This is a genomic window from Candidatus Phyllobacterium onerii (assembly GCF_028331445.1).
GTDB lineage: Bacteria > Pseudomonadota > Alphaproteobacteria > Rhizobiales > Rhizobiaceae > Phyllobacterium > Phyllobacterium onerii.
On record NZ_JAQMHX010000009.1, the window covers coordinates 148,243 to 167,625 of the forward strand.

The 19,383-nt window shown below is 56.4% G+C and carries 17 protein-coding genes; 10 read left to right on the top strand and 7 right to left on the bottom strand.

Going from position 1 to position 19,383, the window contains the following annotated elements; translation table 11 throughout:
• The first annotated feature begins 34 nt into the window (after nt 1-34).
• The 3 genes from PHA01_RS20465 to PHA01_RS20475 all read left to right on the top strand — a co-directional run bounded on the left by PHA01_RS20465 (nt 35) and on the right by PHA01_RS20475 (nt 3,547).
• Entirely contained in the window at nt 35-1,432 is a 1,398-nt protein-coding gene (locus tag PHA01_RS20465) for a TackOD1 domain-containing metal-binding protein (RefSeq protein ID WP_271898195.1), read from the top strand.
• Complete coding sequence (locus PHA01_RS20470) at nt 1,429-2,700, top strand: glycosyltransferase family 2 protein (protein WP_271898196.1); 1,272 nt, start codon at nt 1,429-1,431, stop codon at nt 2,698-2,700. The genes PHA01_RS20465 and PHA01_RS20470 overlap by 4 nt, the downstream gene beginning before the upstream one ends.
• A gap of 115 nt (nt 2,701-2,815) precedes the next feature.
• Nucleotides 2,816-3,547 carry an HlyD family secretion protein gene (locus PHA01_RS20475; protein WP_271898197.1) on the top strand — a complete coding sequence of 244 codons (732 nt, stop codon included), beginning with the start codon at nt 2,816-2,818 and terminating at the stop codon, nt 3,545-3,547.
• 259 nt (nt 3,548-3,806) lie between these two features.
• On the opposite strand, the gene aztC is transcribed toward PHA01_RS20475, so the two are convergent.
• The 3 genes from aztC to aztA are packed head-to-tail and all read right to left on the bottom strand — an operon-like array spanning nt 3,807 to nt 6,471.
• Nucleotides 3,807-4,745, bottom strand: a complete 939-nt coding sequence (gene aztC / locus PHA01_RS20480) for a zinc ABC transporter substrate-binding protein AztC (RefSeq protein WP_271898198.1) — start codon at nt 4,743-4,745, stop codon at nt 3,807-3,809.
• Between the two features lie 17 nt (nt 4,746-4,762).
• Nucleotides 4,763-5,629 (bottom strand): zinc ABC transporter permease AztB, encoded by an 867-nt coding sequence (gene aztB / locus PHA01_RS20485; protein WP_271898303.1) that lies wholly within the window; start codon nt 5,627-5,629, stop codon nt 4,763-4,765.
• Between the two features lie 2 nt (nt 5,630-5,631).
• On the bottom strand, nt 5,632-6,471 hold the full coding sequence (gene aztA, locus PHA01_RS20490) for a zinc ABC transporter ATP-binding protein AztA (RefSeq protein ID WP_271898199.1): 840 nt from the start codon (nt 6,469-6,471) through the stop codon (nt 5,632-5,634).
• A gap of 157 nt (nt 6,472-6,628) precedes the next feature.
• Here aztA and PHA01_RS20495 point away from each other — a divergent pair, with 157 nt between their 5' ends.
• Entirely contained in the window at nt 6,629-7,033 is a 405-nt protein-coding gene (locus PHA01_RS20495; protein ID WP_271898200.1) for a Fur family transcriptional regulator, read from the top strand.
• A 5-nt stretch (nt 7,034-7,038) separates the two neighbouring features.
• Here PHA01_RS20495 and PHA01_RS20500 read toward each other — a convergent pair whose 3' ends face one another.
• Nucleotides 7,039-7,737 carry a TetR/AcrR family transcriptional regulator gene (locus PHA01_RS20500; protein WP_271898201.1) on the bottom strand — a complete coding sequence of 233 codons (699 nt, stop codon included), beginning with the start codon at nt 7,735-7,737 and terminating at the stop codon, nt 7,039-7,041.
• A gap of 145 nt (nt 7,738-7,882) precedes the next feature.
• On the opposite strand from PHA01_RS20500, the gene PHA01_RS20505 reads away from it, so the two are divergent.
• The 6 genes from PHA01_RS20505 (at nt 7,883) to PHA01_RS20530 (ending at nt 15,136) form a co-directional block, all read left to right on the top strand.
• Nucleotides 7,883-9,076: an HlyD family secretion protein gene (locus PHA01_RS20505; protein WP_271898202.1), complete on the top strand. Its 1,194-nt coding sequence runs from the start codon at nt 7,883-7,885 to the stop codon at nt 9,074-9,076.
• Nucleotides 9,077-9,102: 26 nt separating this feature from the next.
• On the top strand, nt 9,103-10,692 hold the full coding sequence (locus PHA01_RS20510; RefSeq protein WP_271898203.1) for a DHA2 family efflux MFS transporter permease subunit: 1,590 nt from the start codon (nt 9,103-9,105) through the stop codon (nt 10,690-10,692).
• A 393-nt stretch (nt 10,693-11,085) separates the two neighbouring features.
• Nucleotides 11,086-12,189 (top strand): ABC transporter substrate-binding protein, encoded by a 1,104-nt coding sequence (locus PHA01_RS20515; RefSeq protein ID WP_271898204.1) that lies wholly within the window; start codon nt 11,086-11,088, stop codon nt 12,187-12,189.
• A gap of 171 nt (nt 12,190-12,360) precedes the next feature.
• The gene (locus PHA01_RS20520) at nt 12,361-13,266 is read left to right on the top strand and encodes an ABC transporter permease (protein ID WP_271898205.1); all 906 of its coding nucleotides are present in this window, start codon (nt 12,361-12,363) and stop codon (nt 13,264-13,266) included.
• Nucleotides 13,263-14,054: an ABC transporter permease gene (locus PHA01_RS20525; RefSeq protein ID WP_224513884.1), complete on the top strand. Its 792-nt coding sequence runs from the start codon at nt 13,263-13,265 to the stop codon at nt 14,052-14,054. Before PHA01_RS20520 ends, PHA01_RS20525 begins: the two co-directional genes overlap by 4 nt.
• 14 nt (nt 14,055-14,068) lie before the next feature.
• A complete protein-coding gene (locus tag PHA01_RS20530; protein ID WP_112531643.1) occupies nt 14,069-15,136 on the top strand; it encodes an ABC transporter ATP-binding protein in 1,068 nt (355 codons plus the stop codon).
• Between the two features lie 73 nt (nt 15,137-15,209).
• Here PHA01_RS20530 and PHA01_RS20535 read toward each other — a convergent pair whose 3' ends face one another.
• The 3 genes from PHA01_RS20535 to PHA01_RS20545 form a co-directional block, all read right to left on the bottom strand.
• A complete protein-coding gene (locus tag PHA01_RS20535; protein ID WP_271898206.1) occupies nt 15,210-16,376 on the bottom strand; it encodes an iron-containing alcohol dehydrogenase in 1,167 nt (388 codons plus the stop codon).
• A 10-nt stretch (nt 16,377-16,386) separates the two neighbouring features.
• Complete coding sequence (locus PHA01_RS20540) at nt 16,387-17,772, bottom strand: aldehyde dehydrogenase family protein (protein ID WP_271898207.1); 1,386 nt, start codon at nt 17,770-17,772, stop codon at nt 16,387-16,389.
• Between the two features lie 205 nt (nt 17,773-17,977).
• A complete protein-coding gene (locus PHA01_RS20545; protein WP_271898208.1) occupies nt 17,978-19,348 on the bottom strand; it encodes a glutamine synthetase family protein in 1,371 nt (456 codons plus the stop codon).
• Nucleotides 19,349-19,383 lie beyond the last annotated feature (35 nt).

Genomic DNA, 19,383 nt, shown 5'->3' on the forward strand with positions numbered 1-19,383 from the left:
GTCTCCGGCTCACCAGAGTCTGAAAAGGTGTATCGTGTCAAACAGCAATGTATCACTGCTAGAAAATACTGCTCCGATTGATAACCGGACATTTACAGATCGCCATCCCGTAGTCGAGCAATGTCAATCAGTATGGCGTCAGTTTAACTTGCGCACCCCTCAGATAGCATTCTATCCCGATACGATCATCCCTCACTCCCGTTACCTTCGCGAAGTGTTCTCGGTCGTCGACAATGATGACATCGATGCGGTTTTACTGACTAACGAAAGGCAATCATTCGGGTTGGAAAAGTTCCGCAGCGCAAGAGATCTGTTTCTCGTGCCGGTTGTGAACGTTTCCGGGAAGCCGAGCGTGGCCGCCGATGTCGATTTTAGCCTGAAGAATCCCAAATCATGGGTGGAGACCGCGAGTTGCATCAGAAAATTCCGCGAGCGCCGAGGCCGGTTGTCGAGCAGATTTCTATCTCCTACTTCTCCAGCCGTGCGAATGATGGCTTATTTGTTCGTTTCCGGGGAAGATCTCACCCCTGTCAGGCAGCCGAATTCCCCGTACTATTTCGGATACAAAGGTTTTCCGAATACAGCATCCGCGACAATGGTTGCCGAAGCCCTTGCCAATAAGGGCTGGCTCGAACGCAGTTTTTTCGACAGGTACCATAAATGTGCCGGATGCCAATCTCATCGATTGACGGTCAGAGAAGAATGTCCGGCATGCCAGTCGCCGCAGCTGTCAGAAGTGGACCTGATACACCACTACAGCTGCGCGCAATTGAGTCCCGAGGCGACCTTCCGTCGCGGATCGGCACTCATTTGCCCCAAGTGCAGCAAGCAACTGCGCCATTACGGCAAGGACTATGACAAGCCGGGCCGCATTCAGGTGTGCGCCCAGTGCAAAAATACCACGTCCGAGCCCATCATTGGTTTTCTATGCCAGGACTGTGGAATGCATGTCGGCGGGGATGCAGCGAGCGTATCGGACGTGTTTTCCTATTCCCTGTCCGATCAGGCCAATACTCTGCTTGCCAACGATGTTGCGAGCGTAGAGCGATTTCCGCTTGCTCAACTTCGTTATCTTCCGGAAGAACTCCAAAGGAAGATTACGCTGCTTTCTTCCTCTACCGGGGCGGCATCCGATTTCCTCCTGGTTGAGCTGCAATATGGTGGCCGCGAACAAGTGCTTAAAACTCGAGGTGAAGCCAACTTCATTTCAATGCGGAAACTACTTGCAGACAATCTTCAGGGCATTCTTGGAGATGTCGCATCAGTACATTCGTCTCTTGAGCGGGAGTACGTCCTCTTTCTTGGGCGCGACGAAGCAGGTTTCACGGCCTACTTGCAGGAGGCACTTCATCATTCCGAATCTGTTCTATCCGACAAACTGAACCCCACTTTGCTGGTTTTGTGGGGCACACGCGAAAAAGCGCTGTCGTGAACGACCTTGATTTCGGCCTGTCATTTCTTCTGGCGCAAACGGGCTCGAGTTTAGTCACCGTCTTTTGGTACACGCTGATATTCGATGTTCCAAGATACCTCGTGCCGTTTGTAATAGCCGCGATGAGTTTGCGACACATGCAGAAGGACAACGGCACTCGTCGCAATTCCCAATCTCCAAGCGTGAGCATCGTTCTTATCGGCCATAACGAGGCCGATTCAATTGGCGCATGCGTTAATTCCCTGATGGAACAGTCATTTTTGGATTTCGAGATCGTTATAGTCAGCGACGGCTCAACGGACGGAATGAACAAAGTTGCCAGAGAGATGGTTCGAAAAGGGCTGGGATCCTGTATCCTTTCTACAGGGGTTCGGGGTGGCAAGGCGAGCGGGACTAATCTGGCATGCGAAATCGCACGCGGTGACATCATCATTAATATTGACTGCGATTGTTCGTTTGACCGATTTGCGATTGAACGTCTCCTGGCACCCTTTGCCGATAAGCGCGTCGGAGCAGCATGCGGGGATATCGCGCCACGCAACGCCGATGTGAGCCTTGTTTCACAGTTTCAGGAGATCGAATATCTGGAGTCTATTTCCGTCGGTAAGCGGTTCAGCGCAGCGATTGGCCAAATAACATGTGCATCCGGTGCGTTCAGCGCTTTTCGCCGGACCGCGCTCGATGAGGTGGGTGGGCTTGACGTCGGCGGTGGAGAAGACCTCGATGTGACGCTGCGGCTGCGCCGGGCGGGCTGGCACATCGGATATGTTCCGAATGCCGTGTGCTACACGGACGTACCAACGACCTTTTACGCCTACATCAGGCAGCGGCTGCGTTGGGAGCGTGATGCAGTATGGATCCGCTTCCGTAAACACCGGCGCCTTCTCAATCCGTTTGACCGCAACTTCAGACCTGCGGAAGCTTTTCACCAGTGGGATTTTCTGGCATTCAGTGTTGCCGGTGCCGTCATCTTCCCAATCTACATATCGTGGCTAGCAATCAACTTCGGCGCGCTCGCCATCCCGGTTCTGATAGCGATGCAGATCGCGTTGCTGGTTCTGGATGTGCTTATGCTTGCCCTGGCTTGCTGGACAACAGGCCGCGCCAATTTCTGGCGTAATTTGTTGTTCGTTCCTGGCTACTCCATCTTCATGTCGTACGGGATGCGGTTGGTACGCTTGCTGGCTTATATCGATGAGTGGTTTTTTCGCGGGTCTCATCGCGACAACTATACGCCGGAAAAAGTGCGTCATGAGCGTGCGTGGTGAGGTTAAGTAAATGAAGTATATCCGTAAACGCCCTCGCATAGATAATCTCGATCGGCAACAGAGAAAGGGGTCCGGCCGCCTGAGCAGATCGATCTATCTCCTGATACTCGGAGCGTTGATCGTTTCGCTTGCGAACTATCTTGTCGGCGGAATGTTCATCCTGTCAGCCGACGGCATTGTACTGGCGCAGCGGTACATCGTATCTGCCGGCTATCCGGCGACCGTCGACAAAGTGCTGGTCAGCGAGGGCGATAGCGTCACCCAAGGAACACCGCTCCTCCAGCTCACATCGTTCGATATGGTGAAGGAGATCGCAGAACTTTCGGTACGGACAAGTGAACTTGCGGTGCGAGAGGGAGAGCTGCAGGGAAAGGTGGCGACGAATACGGCACTCTTACCTCTGGCAGAGCGTTCAGCAAATGAAAGCAACAGTGCTATTTTGCGTCTTGACCGGGTCTCGACGCGAGGCCTTGTTCTTGCAAACCGAAGAGACGAGGCCTTGACGGCCAACTACCAGGCCGCGGAGCGCTATGCCCAATTGCGGGCCGAGTCGCAAGTCACCGCAAACGAACTCCGAGTTGTAGAAGCGTCGCGACAGGTTGCAGCTGACGCGGTTCACAAAATGAAAGCAATTTATGGAGAGGGTAAGGTAACTGCGGCGGTCACAGGTATTGTGGGTTCAAAAATTCCTGTTCCCGGTCAAGTTGTACGTCTGGGTGATGAAATGCTGCAAATAAACGGGGGGAAGGCCTATCGCTTACTTGCCGGATGGGTATCTTTTTCCTGTCACCAAAGGCATGAAGGTTCAGGTGAGCGGCGGGAGCGAGCACGCGACGGGAACAGTTGAAAAAGTGTTGCCGATCGCCGACGCTCTGCCAGCGGAGTTTCAGAATTTGCTGCGGCCACGCGATCGATCTCGGCTGATCCGAATTGCGCTGCCGGAAGACCATCCCTTTGCCGTAACCCAGAAGGTCGTCATCAGAGGGTGCGTGTTCGGTTGGTGTTGGGTTCGATAGCATTTGAAAGGATCTGTCGCAAAACGCATTAGCATGTGACCAGGTTGAGTGAAGGCCGATGGTTTGGTATCGGCCGCCACCGGGCATTGGTTAGCTGCCGAGAATGGCCTTTTTGAACGTCGCGATATTGTGGTGCATCATCTCGATATAGGTTGCTGCACCTTCGTCGGGCTTGGAAAGTGCATCCGAGAACAGCGTGCCACCGACGTTTAGCTTGGTTTCGCTGGCGATCTGCTCGATCAGGCGCGGATTGGTGATGTTCTCAACAAAGATTGCCGATGCCTTGTCTTCCTTCACCTGTTTGATCAGTGCAACGATGTCGGCAGCGGATGCTTCCGAGTCAGTCGAGATTCCCTCGGGAGCCAAGAATTTCAGGCCATATTCATGCTGGAAATAGCCGAATGCGTCATGCGACGTGATAATCAGGCGTTTCGACTCCGGGATCGAGGCGATGGCTGCCTTTACTTCCGCCTCCGTGGCGTCGAGCTTCTTTGTATAAGCCGCCGCATTGGCCTTGTAGGTGTCGCAGTTGGTTGCGTCCGCCGTGCAGAAGGCGTCAACGATATTCTGGACATAGATCTTGGCATTGCGGATCGACTGGAAGGCGTGCGGGTCGTATGCGCCGTGCTCCTCGGTTGCCGAAGCTTCACCGGCTCCGTGATTATGATCCTCCTCGGCGCTCTTGATCGGCTCGACGCCCTTGGTCAACTCGACGATAGGAGCCTTTGTGGCGCTCGCTTCCACGAGACGCGGCAGGAACCCTTCGAAGTGCAGGCCATTGACCAGCACCACATCTGCCCCGGCCACCGCTGCCGCATCGGACGGCTTCGGTTCATAGACGTGAGCGTCGCCGTCCGGCCCAACCAGCGTCGTCAGTGAAATCTTGTCGCCGCCAACATTTTTGGCAAAGTCGGATATGACCGTGAAACTGGAGACAACCTTCAAGGCTTCAGCCGAAGCCGGGGAATAACTGGCGGCGAGTAATAGTATAACGTTCAATCCCGTGGCGAGTTTAAGGGCCTTCATCATAGCGTTTTCCTTCTGTGCTAAGCTGTTCTGTGGCGATAGGGGCGCAGCCGGCTGTTGACGATGCCGCGTGTCCCGACGAGGATCGATCCGAGATAGATGGCCCCGGCGGACAGGATGATTGCCGGTCCGGAAGGCACTGAATAGTGGTAGGAGATCAGCAGCCCGCCCACGCAGGATACGCAGCCGATGACGATGGCCAGCGCGCACATCGGCCCGACCCGCGACGTCCAGAAACGCGCTGCCGCCGCGGGGAGCATCATTAGCCCGACGGCAAGCAAAGTGCCGAGTGCCTGGAACCCGCCAACGAGGTTGATCACCACCAGCGCCAGAAAGATGAAGTGCACAGGCGTGCCAATGCGGCTCACCGAGCGCAGGAACAACGGGTCGAGACATTCCGCGACAAGGCCGCGCCAGAAAATCGCGAAGGTAACAACACTGATCGCCGAGATCATGCCGATCAGGCTCAGCGCTTCATTGTTGAGCGCGAGTACTGTCCCGAACAGCACATGCATCAGATCGACATTCGATCCGCGCAACGACACGATTAAAACGCCGAGCGCCAGCGATATCAGGTAGAAGGCCGCCATGGAGGCATCTTCCTTCTGGATCGTGAAGCGCGATACCGCACCCGCGCCAAGCGCGACGATGACACCGGCGACCAGTCCGCCAATGGTCATCGGCACGATCTGCAGCCCGTAAAGCAAAAAACCCACCGCCGCGCCCGGCAGGATGGCATGCGCCATCGCGTCCCCGGTCAAACTCATTCGCCGCAGCATCAGGAAAACGCCAACCGGGCAGGAACCGAGCGACAGCGCCAGCGAACCAACAAGCGCGCGTTGCATAAAGCTGTAGTCGACAAAGGGCGCGATGAGATACTCGTACATGGTCAAGCCGCCCCCCTCTTCAGTGAAGTTTGGGGCCCATTGTGATGATCGTCGGCGTCATGATGATGGACATGCGGATGAGCGTGATCGTGAGCATGGCCGTGGGCGGCATCATCCTCGCACCAGGGCGCGCCCTCTTCCCAAGCTTCGTGAAATTGCCTGGCCTGTAACAGGTTGTCGGGGCGGAGCGTCTCGCGTGACGCTCCCCAGGCAATCGGCTTGCGCGCCAGCAGCAGCGTTTCCGGGAAATGCTCGCGAACGAGATCAAGATCGTGCACGACGACCATGATCGTACGGTTCTCGCCGTGCCAGCGCTTGATCAGATCGATCAGGTCGCTGACGGTCTTGGCATCGATCGCGTTGAATGGCTCATCGAGCAGAATGAGATCCGCATCCTGCACCAGCACCCGCGCAAACAAAGCGCGCTGCAATTGCCCGCCGGACAACGTGTCAACCGGGCGCTTTTCAAAGCCTGCCAATCCAACACTCATCAGTGCCTTCGAGACATTCTCGCGATCTTCCGCTGTGAATCTGCCAAGCAGGCCACGCTTCGGCCAAAGCCCGAGCGATACAAGGTCGATCACGCGCGCCGGGAAAGACCGGTCGAGTTCGGATTGTTGCGGCAGGTAGGCGATCCGCACATTTTTTTCGAAAACGCACGAGCCTGACATCGGCTTGAGAACGCCGACAATCCCCTTCATCAGCGTCGACTTGCCCGATCCATTGGAGCCGACGACCGCCGTCAGCGAGCCACGGCGAACTCCGCCGCTTAAGTGATGAACGGCCGGATGCCTGTGATAGCCAAGCGTCAGATCGTGAAAGGTCAGGCAGGGTTCGGTCATCGGACAGTCGCATCTTGGAGTTGAGCATTTCGATATGTGATGTTATTACATTTGTCAACAATGGCGAAATGGAGAAACTGGGAAAATTAATGTATCCACTGGCGGAAAAGACAAATCTTTCCTATGTGTTATGGATCAACGAGGAGCCTATCGGGCAATGACTGCTACGCAAGAGCTGACAAAAAACCAATCGCTGGTTTTCAATGCGTTGGCTCGCGCCGATGGGCCGCTCAGCGCCTATACGATCCTCGACCAATTGCGAAATGATGGCTTCCGCGCCCCGCTGCAGGTCTATCGCGCCCTCGACAAGTTGCTCGACTACGGCATGATTCACCGGCTCGAAAGCATCAACGCTTTTGTCGCCTGTGCGCATCCTCACAGCCATAGCCACGGCCACGGGATGATCGCCTTTGCCATCTGCGAAAAATGCGGCCAGGTCTCGGAATTCTCGGATGATATAATCACCGGCCGCGTCCGTGAATGGACCAACAGCAATGGTTTCAAGCAATCAAAGACGACGATTGAAATCCGCGGTGTCTGTGCCAATTGTGGCACGGCCTGACGAGTTTACTGTTTCTTGTAGGCCTTAAGGAACATGTCTACGCCAGACGTTACGGTCTTGCGTATCTGCTCTTCCGATGGCGGATTATCCATGCATCCAAACAGCCTGCGTCTCAGCATACCCGTCACCATCAGGTCGGATAGCTGGTAGGTAGCAAGTTCGGTGTCTTCAATATCGAGATCGCCCGCAGCAACATGTTTGTCTAGAAACGCCCTCAACAAAGCCTGTCCGCGCTTTGGACCATTCTCATAAAAGCTCTGGCTCATCGAAGGCATGCGTTCGGCAACGCTGATAACCACCCGTTGCGCCCGAATGACAACATCGGACGTGACCTTGACTGACAATGCCGTACCAAAAGCAATAAGCGCGTCACGCAAGTTATGGTCGCCTTCCAGCGCAGAATAAATGCCGCTGAACAGCTTGTCGCGATAGGCAAAGCAGAGCTCCATGAACAGTTCTTCCTTGCTATCGAAATAGACATAAATCGTCCCCTTCGACACGCCGGCTTCACGCGTTATGTCGTTCATGCTCGCGGCATCGAAGCCCATCTGCGAGAAAACGCGGTCGGCGCCTTCCAGGATTTGCTGGCGCTTGGCCGGATCTTGGCCTGCTGCCAATCTGCCCTGCCGCTCGTCGACACGTATCACCGCTTCCAAGGCAGCTGCCTCCATCGATGACAAATGGGACGCCTTCGTAGATGACATTTTAATCTCGTTTCCTCATTTTGGATTCTTTTTCGAACCAACCGGTTCGATCCACTTGCTATGCGCTCTCATTTGCGCTATGTCAATCATCGAACCGATTGGTTCTATCACTTTCCAGAGTGAACATCTTTAGAAAGAGCCTCACATGTCCGCGTCGAACGCCAAGAATGAAGCTGAAATCCGTCAGTTTCCAGCCCCGGCTCCTGCTTCAAAAGCGGAAGCACCAGCAAAGCCCGATGCTCCTGTAACAGAAGCACCGCAGCCTGAAGTTGCCGCCCAAGCACCTGCCAAACCCAAGCGCTCGGCCAAGCGCTTTGTATTGCCCACATTGATTGTCGCGGCGATAGGCGCCGGCGGCTGGTATGGCTATGAATACTGGACCACAGGCCGCTTCATGATTTCAACCGATGATGCATATATCCAGGGTGACATCACGGCGATCGCACCGAAAGTCACCGGCTATATCGACAGGATCGATGTGGTTGCCAATCAACGCGTTAAAGCTGGCGATCCGCTGGTAGCGCTGGATAATGGCGACTATACGATCGCCGAAGAGCAGGCTGAGGCCCAAATCGCGACGGAAAAGCTCTCACTCGATCGGATCAATGCGCAGATCGTTGCCGCCAAAGCTTCGCTGCAGCAGGCACAAGCCGGCAAGCTCAACGCGCAAGCCGTCTTGACCAATGCGCAGGCTGGGTCTGTCCGCGCCAAGCAACTCCACGCAACAAGCTTCGCCTCGCAGTCGCAACTCGATGATGCAACAGCGGCTCTCGATCAGGCGAAGGCCAATATAGCCTCCGCCGATGCACAGATTGCTGCCGCTGATGCAAATGTCGGCGTGCTCGAGGCGCAGTACAAGGAAGCCGAAGGTTCCATTCGGTCGCTTGAACTCGCCAAGGACAAGGCAGCGCGCGATCTCGGGTTCACCGTTATCCGCGCGCCTGTCGATGGGGTTATCGGCAATCTGGCAGCCAAGACAGGCGACCTCGTCAGCCCCGGCCAACGTCTAGCCGCACTTGTTCCTGTGAACGCGCTCTATATCGACGCGAACTATAAGGAGACGCAGCTGCGCGACATCGTTGTTGGCCAGAAAGTTCAGGTAACGGTCGATGCCCTGTCCGGCGACAAGTTCGAAGGCACTGTCGCGTCCATTGCCCCGGCTTCAGGCGCTGTCTTCTCGTTGCTTCCGCCCGAAAACGCTACGGGTAACTTCACCAAAGTCGTGCAACGTGTGCCGGTTCGTATCGCCCTGCCCGCCGACGCCCTGGCAAGTGGCAAGCTTCAGGCGGGCCTGAGCGTGGTTGTCGATGTTGATACCCGCACGACACCCAAGCTGTAGTCCGAACTCCTGACGGGTCGAAGGTCATGTCGAAAGCCACCACAATCGGAGGTCCCGGGGCACCCGCTGTTCCGGACGAACATATCGATCCGAAGAAGGCCTTTGCCTTTCTGGCAATGGTGTTCGGCATGTTCATGGCCATTCTCGACATCCAGATCGTCTCGGCGTCGCTCGCCGAGATCCAGGCAGGGTTGAGCGCAAGTTCCGATGAGATCTCGTGGGTTCAGACATCCTATCTGATCGCCGAAGTCATCATGATCCCCCTGTCTGGCTTCCTCGGCCGACTGGTTTCGACACGCATCCTCTTTTCCGTTTCGGCGGCTGGTTTCACTGCCGCCAGCGTACTTTGTGCCACGGCAACGAACATCGATCAGATGATTGTCTACCGCGCCATTCAAGGCTTCATCGGCGGCGGCATGATCCCGAGCGTTTTCGCCGCGGCATTCACGATCTTCCCGCCATCGAAACGCTCGATCGTCTCGCCGATGATCGGCCTCGTGGCAACGCTCGCCCCGACAATCGGACCGACTGTCGGCGGCTATCTGAGCAACGCCTTCTCCTGGCACTGGCTCTTTCTCGTCAATGTCATCCCCGGCATCATTGTGGCGATCGCCGCATGGAAGTTGATCGATTTCGACAAGGGCGACCGCTCGCTTCTCAACAAGTTCGACTGGTGGGGTCTCGCCGCCATGGCAGCCTTTCTAGGCTCGCTCGAATACGTTCTCGAAGAAGGACCGCGCAATGACTGGCTGCAGGACACCGCTGTTTACTATTGCGCCATCGTCATGGTCATCGGCGGTATCACTTTCTTCTACCGTGCCTTCACCGCGGAACAGCCGATCGTTGATCTCTTTGCGTTCAAGAACCTAAACTTTGCGTTTGGTTCGGCGTTTTCTTTCGTGCTCGGCATTGGCCTTTACGGACTGACATACGTCTATCCGGTCTATCTCGGCCAGGTCAGGGGTTACGATGCCCTGATGATCGGCGAAGCGCTCTTCGTCAGCGGTCTCTGCATGTTCCTGACAGCACCGGTAGCCGGCTTCCTGTCCGGCCGCATGGATCCGCGCATCATGATCATGATCGGCTTCCTTGGCTTTGGCGCCGGCACCTGGACCATGACCCATCTGACGGCGGACTGGGATTTTAACGAACTGCTTATCCCGCAAATCTTGCGCGGCGTGTCATTGATGCTGTGCATGGTACCCATCAACAACCTTGCGCTCGGCACCCTTCCTCCTGCCCGGCTGAAGAATGCCTCCGGCCTGTTCAACCTGATGCGCAATCTCGGCGGTGCAGTCGGCTTGGCTGTGATCAACCAGATCCTCACGGATCGCGGCGCCATGCACTATGCCCGTCTTTCTGAAAGCGTTCATTGGGGCAATCCGGAAGCGGAAGACATGATGGCGTCGATGAGCAAGAATTTCGCGTCGCATGGGCTTGATGGCAGTGCGACGGCCCTTGCCAAGATTTCCGGCATGGTTCACCTGCAGGCATCGCTGCTCTCGTTCATGGATGTTTTCTACATCCTGACCATATTGTTTGCTTCGCTCGCGGTCTTCGCTGTGATGATGCGCAAGCCGGGTGCTCCAGCTGGAGGCGGTGGTGGCGGCCACTAAGGATGTGACGCCGCGCGCCGTAGTCATTTTGCAAGATTCTGCCCGAAACGCTTAGCCCCCTAATCTCTATCGTAGTCATCTACGTTCGTTCTTCCAGACACCAATGTCGCAGCCAGCAAAATACGACAGATGCAATCCGCCGGACTGCCGCGACCAGCTCTATTTTTGTCGTTATTGGGCCAATGGCTGCAACCGTCGCACTCGGTGCAGATTTACCATTTGGTTGAATTGCTAAGCCGCCAAAAAAGTGGTTCACTTCCCCTTACTGCTCAGGAAAAGTCTGTTCATCAGCACGTCACGGGTCTGTCATCCAACTGACACGAGACACCTATATCGGGGTTGCTGAACGTCGAAACAGAGCCAATGACGTATCGCTCAATAGGGGTTTTCAAAATGGTTGGTTACTCAAAACGCTTGCTTGCGCTGTCGACAGCTGTGCTGTTCGCGGGCACGACAATTTCATTCGCGGACGCACCGGCCGAGCTGGTTGCTGCTGCAAAGAAAGAAGGCTCACTGACAACGATCGCGCTGCCACATGACTGGTGCGCTTACGGCGATGTCGTAGCTGGTTTCAAGGCCAAGTATGGCCTTGAGGTAAACGAACTCAATCCGGATGCCGGTTCGGGCGACGAGATCGAAGCAATCAAGGCAAACAAGGATAACAAGGGCCCACAGGCGCCTGACGTTATCGATGTTGGCTTTGCTTTCGGTCCATCGGCCAAGAAAGACGGCCTGACGATGCCTTACAAGGTATCGACCTGGGACTCGATCCCGGACAACGTCAAGGATGCCGACGGCCATTGGTATGGCGACTATTATGGTGTTCTGTCGTTCCAGGTAAACACCGATATCGTCAAGAACGTACCGAAGGATTGGGCTGATCTGCTCAAGCCGGAATATGCAAACACCGTTGCTCTCGCAGGTGATCCCCGCGCTTCGAACCAAGCCATTCTTGCCGTTGCAGCTGCCGGTGCATCAACTGGTGCCAAGGCAGGTGCCGATGCCGGGACTGCCGGCTTGAAGTACTTCGCCGACATGAACAAGGCCGGTAATTTCGTTCCGGTCATTGGCAAGTCCGGTACGCTTGCCCAGGGTGCAACCCCGATCATAATCAATTGGGATTACAACGCACTTTCGGGCCGCGACACGCTGAAGGGTAATCCTCCGGTTGAGGTTGTGGTACCGGCGTCCGGCGTTGTGGCCGGTGTGTACGTTCAGGCAATCAGTGCTTTTGCGCCGCATCCAAATGCAGCAAAGCTCTGGATGGAATATCTCTACTCGGATGAAGGTCAGCTGACCTGGCTCAAGGGTTATTGCCACCCGATCCGCTTCAACGATCTTGCCAAGAACAACAAGATCCCGAAGGAACTGCTCGACAAGCTGCCTCCTGCAGCTGCCTATGAAAAGGCGATCTTCCCGACCCTCGATGAACAGGCTGCCGCCAAGGAAGTCATCACCAAGGATTGGGACAAGGTTGTTGGCGCCAACGTCAAGTAAATCCTGATCGATCGGATCCCCGTGGCACTCGCCGCGGGGATCTGGTTCTGTCAGAGGCGCATTGCGCGCAACAAAATTGACGACCTGACGTGACAAGCCGCTTCCGGATTGATTGCCTGGCAGTTTGCCGGCGGCAGCTATATCTTACGCAAGAATGCGGTAGCGAAAACGATGAGTGCGATTTCAGAACCCGGCGCATTGCCTCCGGTCCCCGTCCCGGCAACCGAGCGCAGACGCATGTCGCTCGACTGGCTTGGCGTCATGCCGTTCATTATCTTCGCCGTGTTGTTTTTGATATGGCCGACGATCTATCTCATCGCCGGTGCGTTTCAAGACAATGAGGGTAACCTCACCCTCGCCAACATCGCCAATCTCTTCCAGCCGTCGATCATGGCGGCCTACTGGATATCGATCAAGATTTCGCTCGCCTCGGCACTGCTCGGTGCATTGATTGGCTTTTGCATCGCGGCCGCAATCACGCTGGGTGGACTTCCCGCTTGGATCCGTTCGCCGTTGATGACGTTTTCCGGTGTGGCATCAAACTTTGCCGGCGTTCCTTTGGCTTTTGCCTTCCTTGCAACCCTAGGACGAACCGGCCTTGTCACCTCGTTGCTGTTCAACGTGTTCGGCTTCAACCTTTACGCCCACGGCTTCAATCTTCTGAGCTTCTGGGGCCTGACGATCACATATCTCTACTTCCAGATTCCCTTGATGATCCTGATCATCACGCCAGCGCTCGACGGGCTCAAGCGGGAATGGAAAGAGGCTGCACTCATTCTTGGCGCAACCGGCCCGCAATATTGGCGCATGGTCGCATTCCCGATCCTGTGGCCGGCATTGCTTGGAACAATCCTTCTGCTTTTTGCAAATTCCTTCGGTGCCATCGCGACAGCCTACGCGCTGACAGGATCGTCTCTCAGCATCGTCCCCATCGTACTCTTCGCGCAAATCCGCGGTGATGTGCTGCAGGATCCACACCTCGGCTATGCACTTGCCTTCGGCATGATCGTCATTACCGGCGTTTCCAACGCAATCTACATCTGGATGCGCGCCCGCAGCGAGAAGTGGCTAAAATGAAAACGAACCGCATCTGGTCCTGGCTCGCGCTCGCTTTCGGCATCATCTATTTTGTCGTACCGCTGCTCGGCACGCTTGAGTTCTCCTTGCGCATGCGGCGCGGCGCCTATTCGCTCGATGCCTATTGGGTGATCCTCAGTGATCCGCGTTTCCAGCAGACGTTCGGCTATTCGATCGTCATGGCGATCGTGACGATCATCATCGGTATCGTTCTTGTCGTACCGACAGCATATTGGGTGCGTCTGCGCTTGCCGGCATGGCGTCCCGTTCTTGAATTCATCACCCTGCTTCCGCTGGTCATTCCGGCCATCGTTGTCGTGTTTGGCTATATCCGCCTCTACAACACCGCCTCGATCCTGCCATTGACCGGTTCGGCCATGGGAACGAATATCCTGCTCGCCTTCGGTTATACGATGCTGGCACTGCCTTACATGTACCGGGCGGTGGACACGGGCCTGGGCTCCATCGACATCAGAACCTTGACGGAAGCCGCCGAGAGCCTTGGTGCGAGCCGCATCACCATCATGGCGAACATCATCCTTCCCAATGTCCTCGTGGCAGTGCTCTCCGGCGCATTCCTGACATTCGCGATCGTCATCGGCGAATTTACCATGGCGGCTCTGCTCAACAGGCCCGCGTTCGGTCCGTTCCTGCAGCTTATCGGCGCCAACCGCGCCTATGAGCCTGCGGCTCTTGCCGTTATCGCCTTCGCCATTACCTGGATCTGCATGGGCCTGATCCAGGTCGTTACCCGCTTCAACAAATCACTCGCTGCGACCAAGCGCTGAACGGAAGTCATACAATGTCATTCTTAACCATCAGCCATTTGAAAAAGAGCTTCGGCGCCACGACCGTTGTTCATGATTTCAATCTGAACATCGAGAAGGGCGAGTTCATCTCCTTTCTCGGACCCAGCGGCTGCGGGAAAACGACTGTGCTGCGTATGGTAGCCGGTTTTGAAACGCCGACTTCCGGCGTGATCAGCATCGGCGGAAAGGACGTTGTCAATCTGAAGCCGAACCAGCGCAATATCGGCATGGTTTTCCAGGCATACGCACTGTTTCCCAACATGACCGTCGCGCAGAATGTTGCCTTTGGCCTCAAAGTGGCCAAGCGGCCACAAGCCGAAATCGACGCGACGGTGCATGAAATGCTTTCGCTGATCAAACTGGATCACCTTGCCGAGCGCTATCCGTACCAGCTCTCGGGCGGTCAGCAACAGCGCGTGGCGCTTGCACGAGCCCTGGCCACGAAGCCGCAAGTGCTGCTGCTCGATGAGCCGCTCTCGGCGCTCGATGCGAAGATCCGCGTATCGTTGCGCGAAGAAATCCGGGCGATCCAGCGCAAACTTGGCATCACCACGATTTTCGTCACCCATGACCAGGAAGAAGCACTCTCGATATCCGACCGCATCGTTGTGATGTATGAGGGCAACGCCGAGCAGGTTGGCGCCCCCTTCGAGATTTACAATCAACCAGCTTCGCGTTTCGTGGCCTCGTTCGTTGGAACACTCAATACGCTCGACGCCGTTGTTCGCGATGCAGGGTCAGGCACGATTACGATTGATGGCAAGGATATTGCAATCGACCGGACACGCCTTAACGGCCACAAGACCGGCGACAAGATTTCGCTCGCGGTTCGCCCGGAGGCTGTCAGCCTTGGCGAAGCCACCGACAAGCGCGAAACGACGCTCGACGGCAAGATCAACAGCGTACATTTTCTCGGCTCGGTCATCCGCATCCGGGCCTCGTTGGGCGAGAACACCGTGTCGTTCGACACATTCAACAACCCGAGCGCCCCGCCACCGTCTCCAGGCGAGAACGTCAAGGTTAGCCTGGCTGCCAAGGACCTGCTGGTTCTGGGGCATTAGCCGCTGCGATCATGCATCTAAAGAAAAGGGCGCCGATTGGAGCGCCCTTTTCGTTCGGCCAGGGTTACAGGAACTACCCCTCGATCGCTTCGTTCAGTAGCTTCAGCGCGGCCTTCTTGGTCAGTTTCACTGGATTGCCGCCCGCAGTCGGGTCAACGATAGCCATGTCGGCAATGAGTTCTTTCTGCTTCTTGGTCATGTCGAGGTCGGTAATCAGCCCTGGCAGCGTGTGGGGCACCTTCAGCTCCTTTCGCAGCTTGAGCACAGCTTTGGCGAAACCGTCGAAACCGCCCTTGATGCCGACATAGCTGGCAAGTCTCGCGATACGTTCCTCCACCGCATCGCGGTTGAAAGCCAGCACATAGGGCATGAACACCGCATTAGTCATGCCGTGATGCGTGTCATAGATCGCGCCGATCGGATGCGACAGGGAGTGGATCGCGCCCAGACCCTTCTGAAACGCGGTCGCTCCCATTGCAGCTGCGCTCATCATATGGGCTCGCGCCGTCAGATCCTTGCCATTGGCATAGGCTTTAGGCAGGTTCTCGAACACCAGCCGAATACCTTCAACAGCAATGCCATCCGCCATCGGGTGGTAGCCAGGAGCGCAGTAGGCTTCCAGGCAATGTGCGAGAGCATCCATTCCCGTACCCGCCGTTATGAAACCTGGCATGCCGACTGAAAGCTCCGGGTCAGCGATGACAATCGCCGGCAGCAGCTTCGGATGGAAGATCACCTTCTTCGTATGGGTTTCCTCATTGGTGATGACCCCCGCACGGCCGACTTCCGAGCCGGTTCCGGCCGTTGTCGGCACGGCGATGATCGGCGCGATCGCGTCACTGTTGGCGCGAGTCCACCAATCATCGACATCCTCGAAATCCCATACCGGGCGCGTTTGACCCGCCTGAAACGCGATCAGCTTGCCAAGATCGAGGGCCGACCCACCACCGAAAGCAATGACGCCGTCATGTTTGCCCTTCTTGAAGACCGCAATACCAGCCGTCAGGTTGGACTCGATGGGATTGGGTTTTACCTCAGAGAACACGCCGTACGGCACTTTGGCATCGTCCAGGATTTTCAACGTACTCGCCACTACCGGCAGCTTGGCGAGGCCGGGATCGGTGACGAAAAGCGGGTTCTTGATCCCCGTCGCTTCCAGAACTTCCGGCAATTCCTTGATGCGTCCCGCCCCAAAACGCACAGTGGTCGGATAGTTCCATTTGGAAAAAAGCTGGCTCATGTCATGTCTCTCAAATTGCTTCGCGGAGGTGATAGGATTTGGGTCTAGTCAAATTGCCATAGCCGATAGCCGACATCGCCGCGCCCTTGCCCGTCTCCTTGACGCCGGTCCAGACCAGCGCCGGGTCGATGTAGTCGCAGCGGTTCATGAATACCGTGCCGGTTTCGATCCGGTCGCCGATATCCGCCGCGTGATCCGTGTCGGTCGTCCACAGCGAGGCCGTCAGTCCATACTGGCTGTCATTCATCAGCGCTACGGCTTCCTCATCGTTGCGCACCTTCATGATGCCAACGATCGGACCAAAGCTTTCCTCGCGCATGACACTCATCTGATGGTCGACACCGGTCAGCACTTCCGGCGCAAGGTAAGGCGAACCCGCCTTGTCATTGGCGACGGTCATATTCACATGCGCTTTTGCACCCTTGCGCAGGGCCTCAGCCTTCTGCTCGCGTACGAGATCGGCAAAGCGCGTCTGTGCCATCGGCCCCATGGTCGTTGCAGCATCGAGCGGATTACCGACGGCATATTGCTTCGTCAGATCGATGAAACCATCAACAAACCGGTCATAGACGTTCTCGTGCACATAGATGCGCTCGATGCCGCAGCAGCACTGGCCGGAATTGAAGAAGGCGCCATCGACGAGATTGGCAACCGCATGGTCGAGGTTGACGTCTGGCAGTACATAGGCCGGGTCCTTGCCACCAAGTTCGAGCCCGAGTGTCATGAATGTACCGGCCGCTGCTTTCTCGATGGCGCGACCACCACCGACGGAGCCCGTGAAGTTCACATGGTCGATACGGCCGGAGCCGAGCAGCTTTTCCGTTTGTGCGTGACTGAGAACGATGTTCTGGAAGACGCCCTTCGGGAGGCCCGCCTTGGCAAAAGCCTGGGCAAAGCGCTCGCCGACAAGCAATGTCTGCGCCGCATGCTTCAGGATCACGCTGTTGCCCGCCATCAGTGCCGGAATGATCGTATTGACCGCAGTGAGATAGGGGTAGTTCCACGGCGCGATGACCATCACCACACCCAGCGGCACGTGTTTGATGTAGCGGCGGAACCCCGGCCTGTCGTTTTCGACGACTGGAGCCAGAGCCGTTTCGGCGATCTTGACCATGTAACGCGTGCGTTCTTCCACACCGCCCTTTTCGCCGCCATAGCGTACCGGACGGCCCATCTGCCAGGCGATCTCCGGCACGATCTCGTCATTCATGGCGAGCAATGCGTCAAGCGCCGCCAAGCATAAACGGCCCCGTTCCGCAATGCTTGTCTGTGCCCAGTCCGCCTGCGCCTGTTTTGTGGATTCTACGGCCGCGTCTACAGCCTTATCGGTAGCGACAGGACGTTCCGCATAAACGGAGCCGTCGATAGGCGTAATCAGTTTGACCGTCTCGGTCATGGCAAAACCTCTTGTTTGTTTTAGGATCCCCTCCCCGTCGCTTCGCTCCGCCCCTCCCCACAAGGGGGAGGGTGAACCGGCGCACCTGTCACAACTGCAATCGTCAAGCTTGAAAGTATCTCAGGCTTGGCTCCATTTACCCTCCCCCTTGCGGGGAGGGAGGCTGCGCAGCAGCAGGGAGGGGTATTCTTATAGTTCCATAGTTTCAATACCGTTCGAAGCCGCGATGCAACTCCCAGTCGGTCACCCGGCGATCATATTCGAATTGTTCCCACTTGGCCGTGTGCACATAGTGCTCAACCACGTCTTCACCGAGCGCTTCTTTCAGCATTTTCGAGCGACCGAGCGTATCTGTTGCCTCGCGCAGCGTCTTCGGGATTTCCCTCAGGCGCGCCCCGCCATAGGCATCGCCCTGGAATGGCTTGCCAAGTTCCAGCTTCTCGTCGATACCGGCAAGACCTGAAGCGATTAGCCCGGCAAACGCGAGATAGGGGTTGAGATCGGCACCGCCGATGCGGCACTCGATACGAATCCCTTTCGTGCCTTCACCGCAGAGACGGAAACCGGCAGTGCGATTGTCCAGACTCCACACATTCTTGGTCGGGGCGAAGGTGCCCGCCTGGAAGCGCTTGTAGGAGTTGATGTAGGGCGCGAGGAAATAGGTGAAATCGTCGGCATATTTCAGCTGCCCGGCCACCCACTGCCGCATCAGCGGCGACATCGTGTGTTCGGCCTTCTTGTCATAAAACAGCGGCGTCTTGCCATCGGCGCTCCACAGCGAGTTGTGGACATGGCTGGAGCTTCCTGCCAGTGAATAATCGTACTTTGCCATGAAGGTGATCGCCTTGCCCATCTGGGTGGCGATTTCCTTGCAGCCGTTCTTCATGACGACGTGACGGTCGGCCATTTCCAGCGCTTCGGCGTAACGGACGTTGATCTCTTCCTGACCCGGTCCCCATTCGCCCTTGGAATTCTCAACGGAAATACCGGCGTCGAACAGCCCGTTGCGGATAGCCCGCATTACTGCGTCTTCCTTGGTGGTCATCTGGATCACATAATCCTGGATATAGGGCGAAGCCGTATTCATGCCCTTCCAGTGCTTGCCACGGGCGGTCTCGTAGGTCTCGTCGAAGAGGTAGAACTCGAGCTCCGATGCGAAATAAGCGAGGTAACCGCGCTCCTTCAGCCGGGCCAGCTGGCGCTTCAGGATACTGCGCGGCGAATGCGCGAGATCCTCATGATGGTGATGGTCCAGAATATCGCACAATACCAATGCACATTTTTCCAGCCATGGAATATGGCGGATCGTCGAGAGGTCCGGCTTGATGACGAAATCGCCATAGCCCTGTTTCCAGCTCGCAGCCTTGTAGCCCGGGACAGGCTCCATATCGATGTCGTTGGCGAGCAGGTAATTGCAGCCATGAGTTTCGTCGTGGGCGGACTCGACGAAATACGTAGCGTGGAACCGCTTGCCGATCAGCCGGCCCTGCATGTCGACGAAGCAGGCAAGAACCGTATCAATCTCGCCATTGTTCACACGGCGCTTTAGGTCGTCGAAACTCCAATGTCCGGGCATATTCTTTCCTTTGAAATATCACTGCGGGTCAAAAT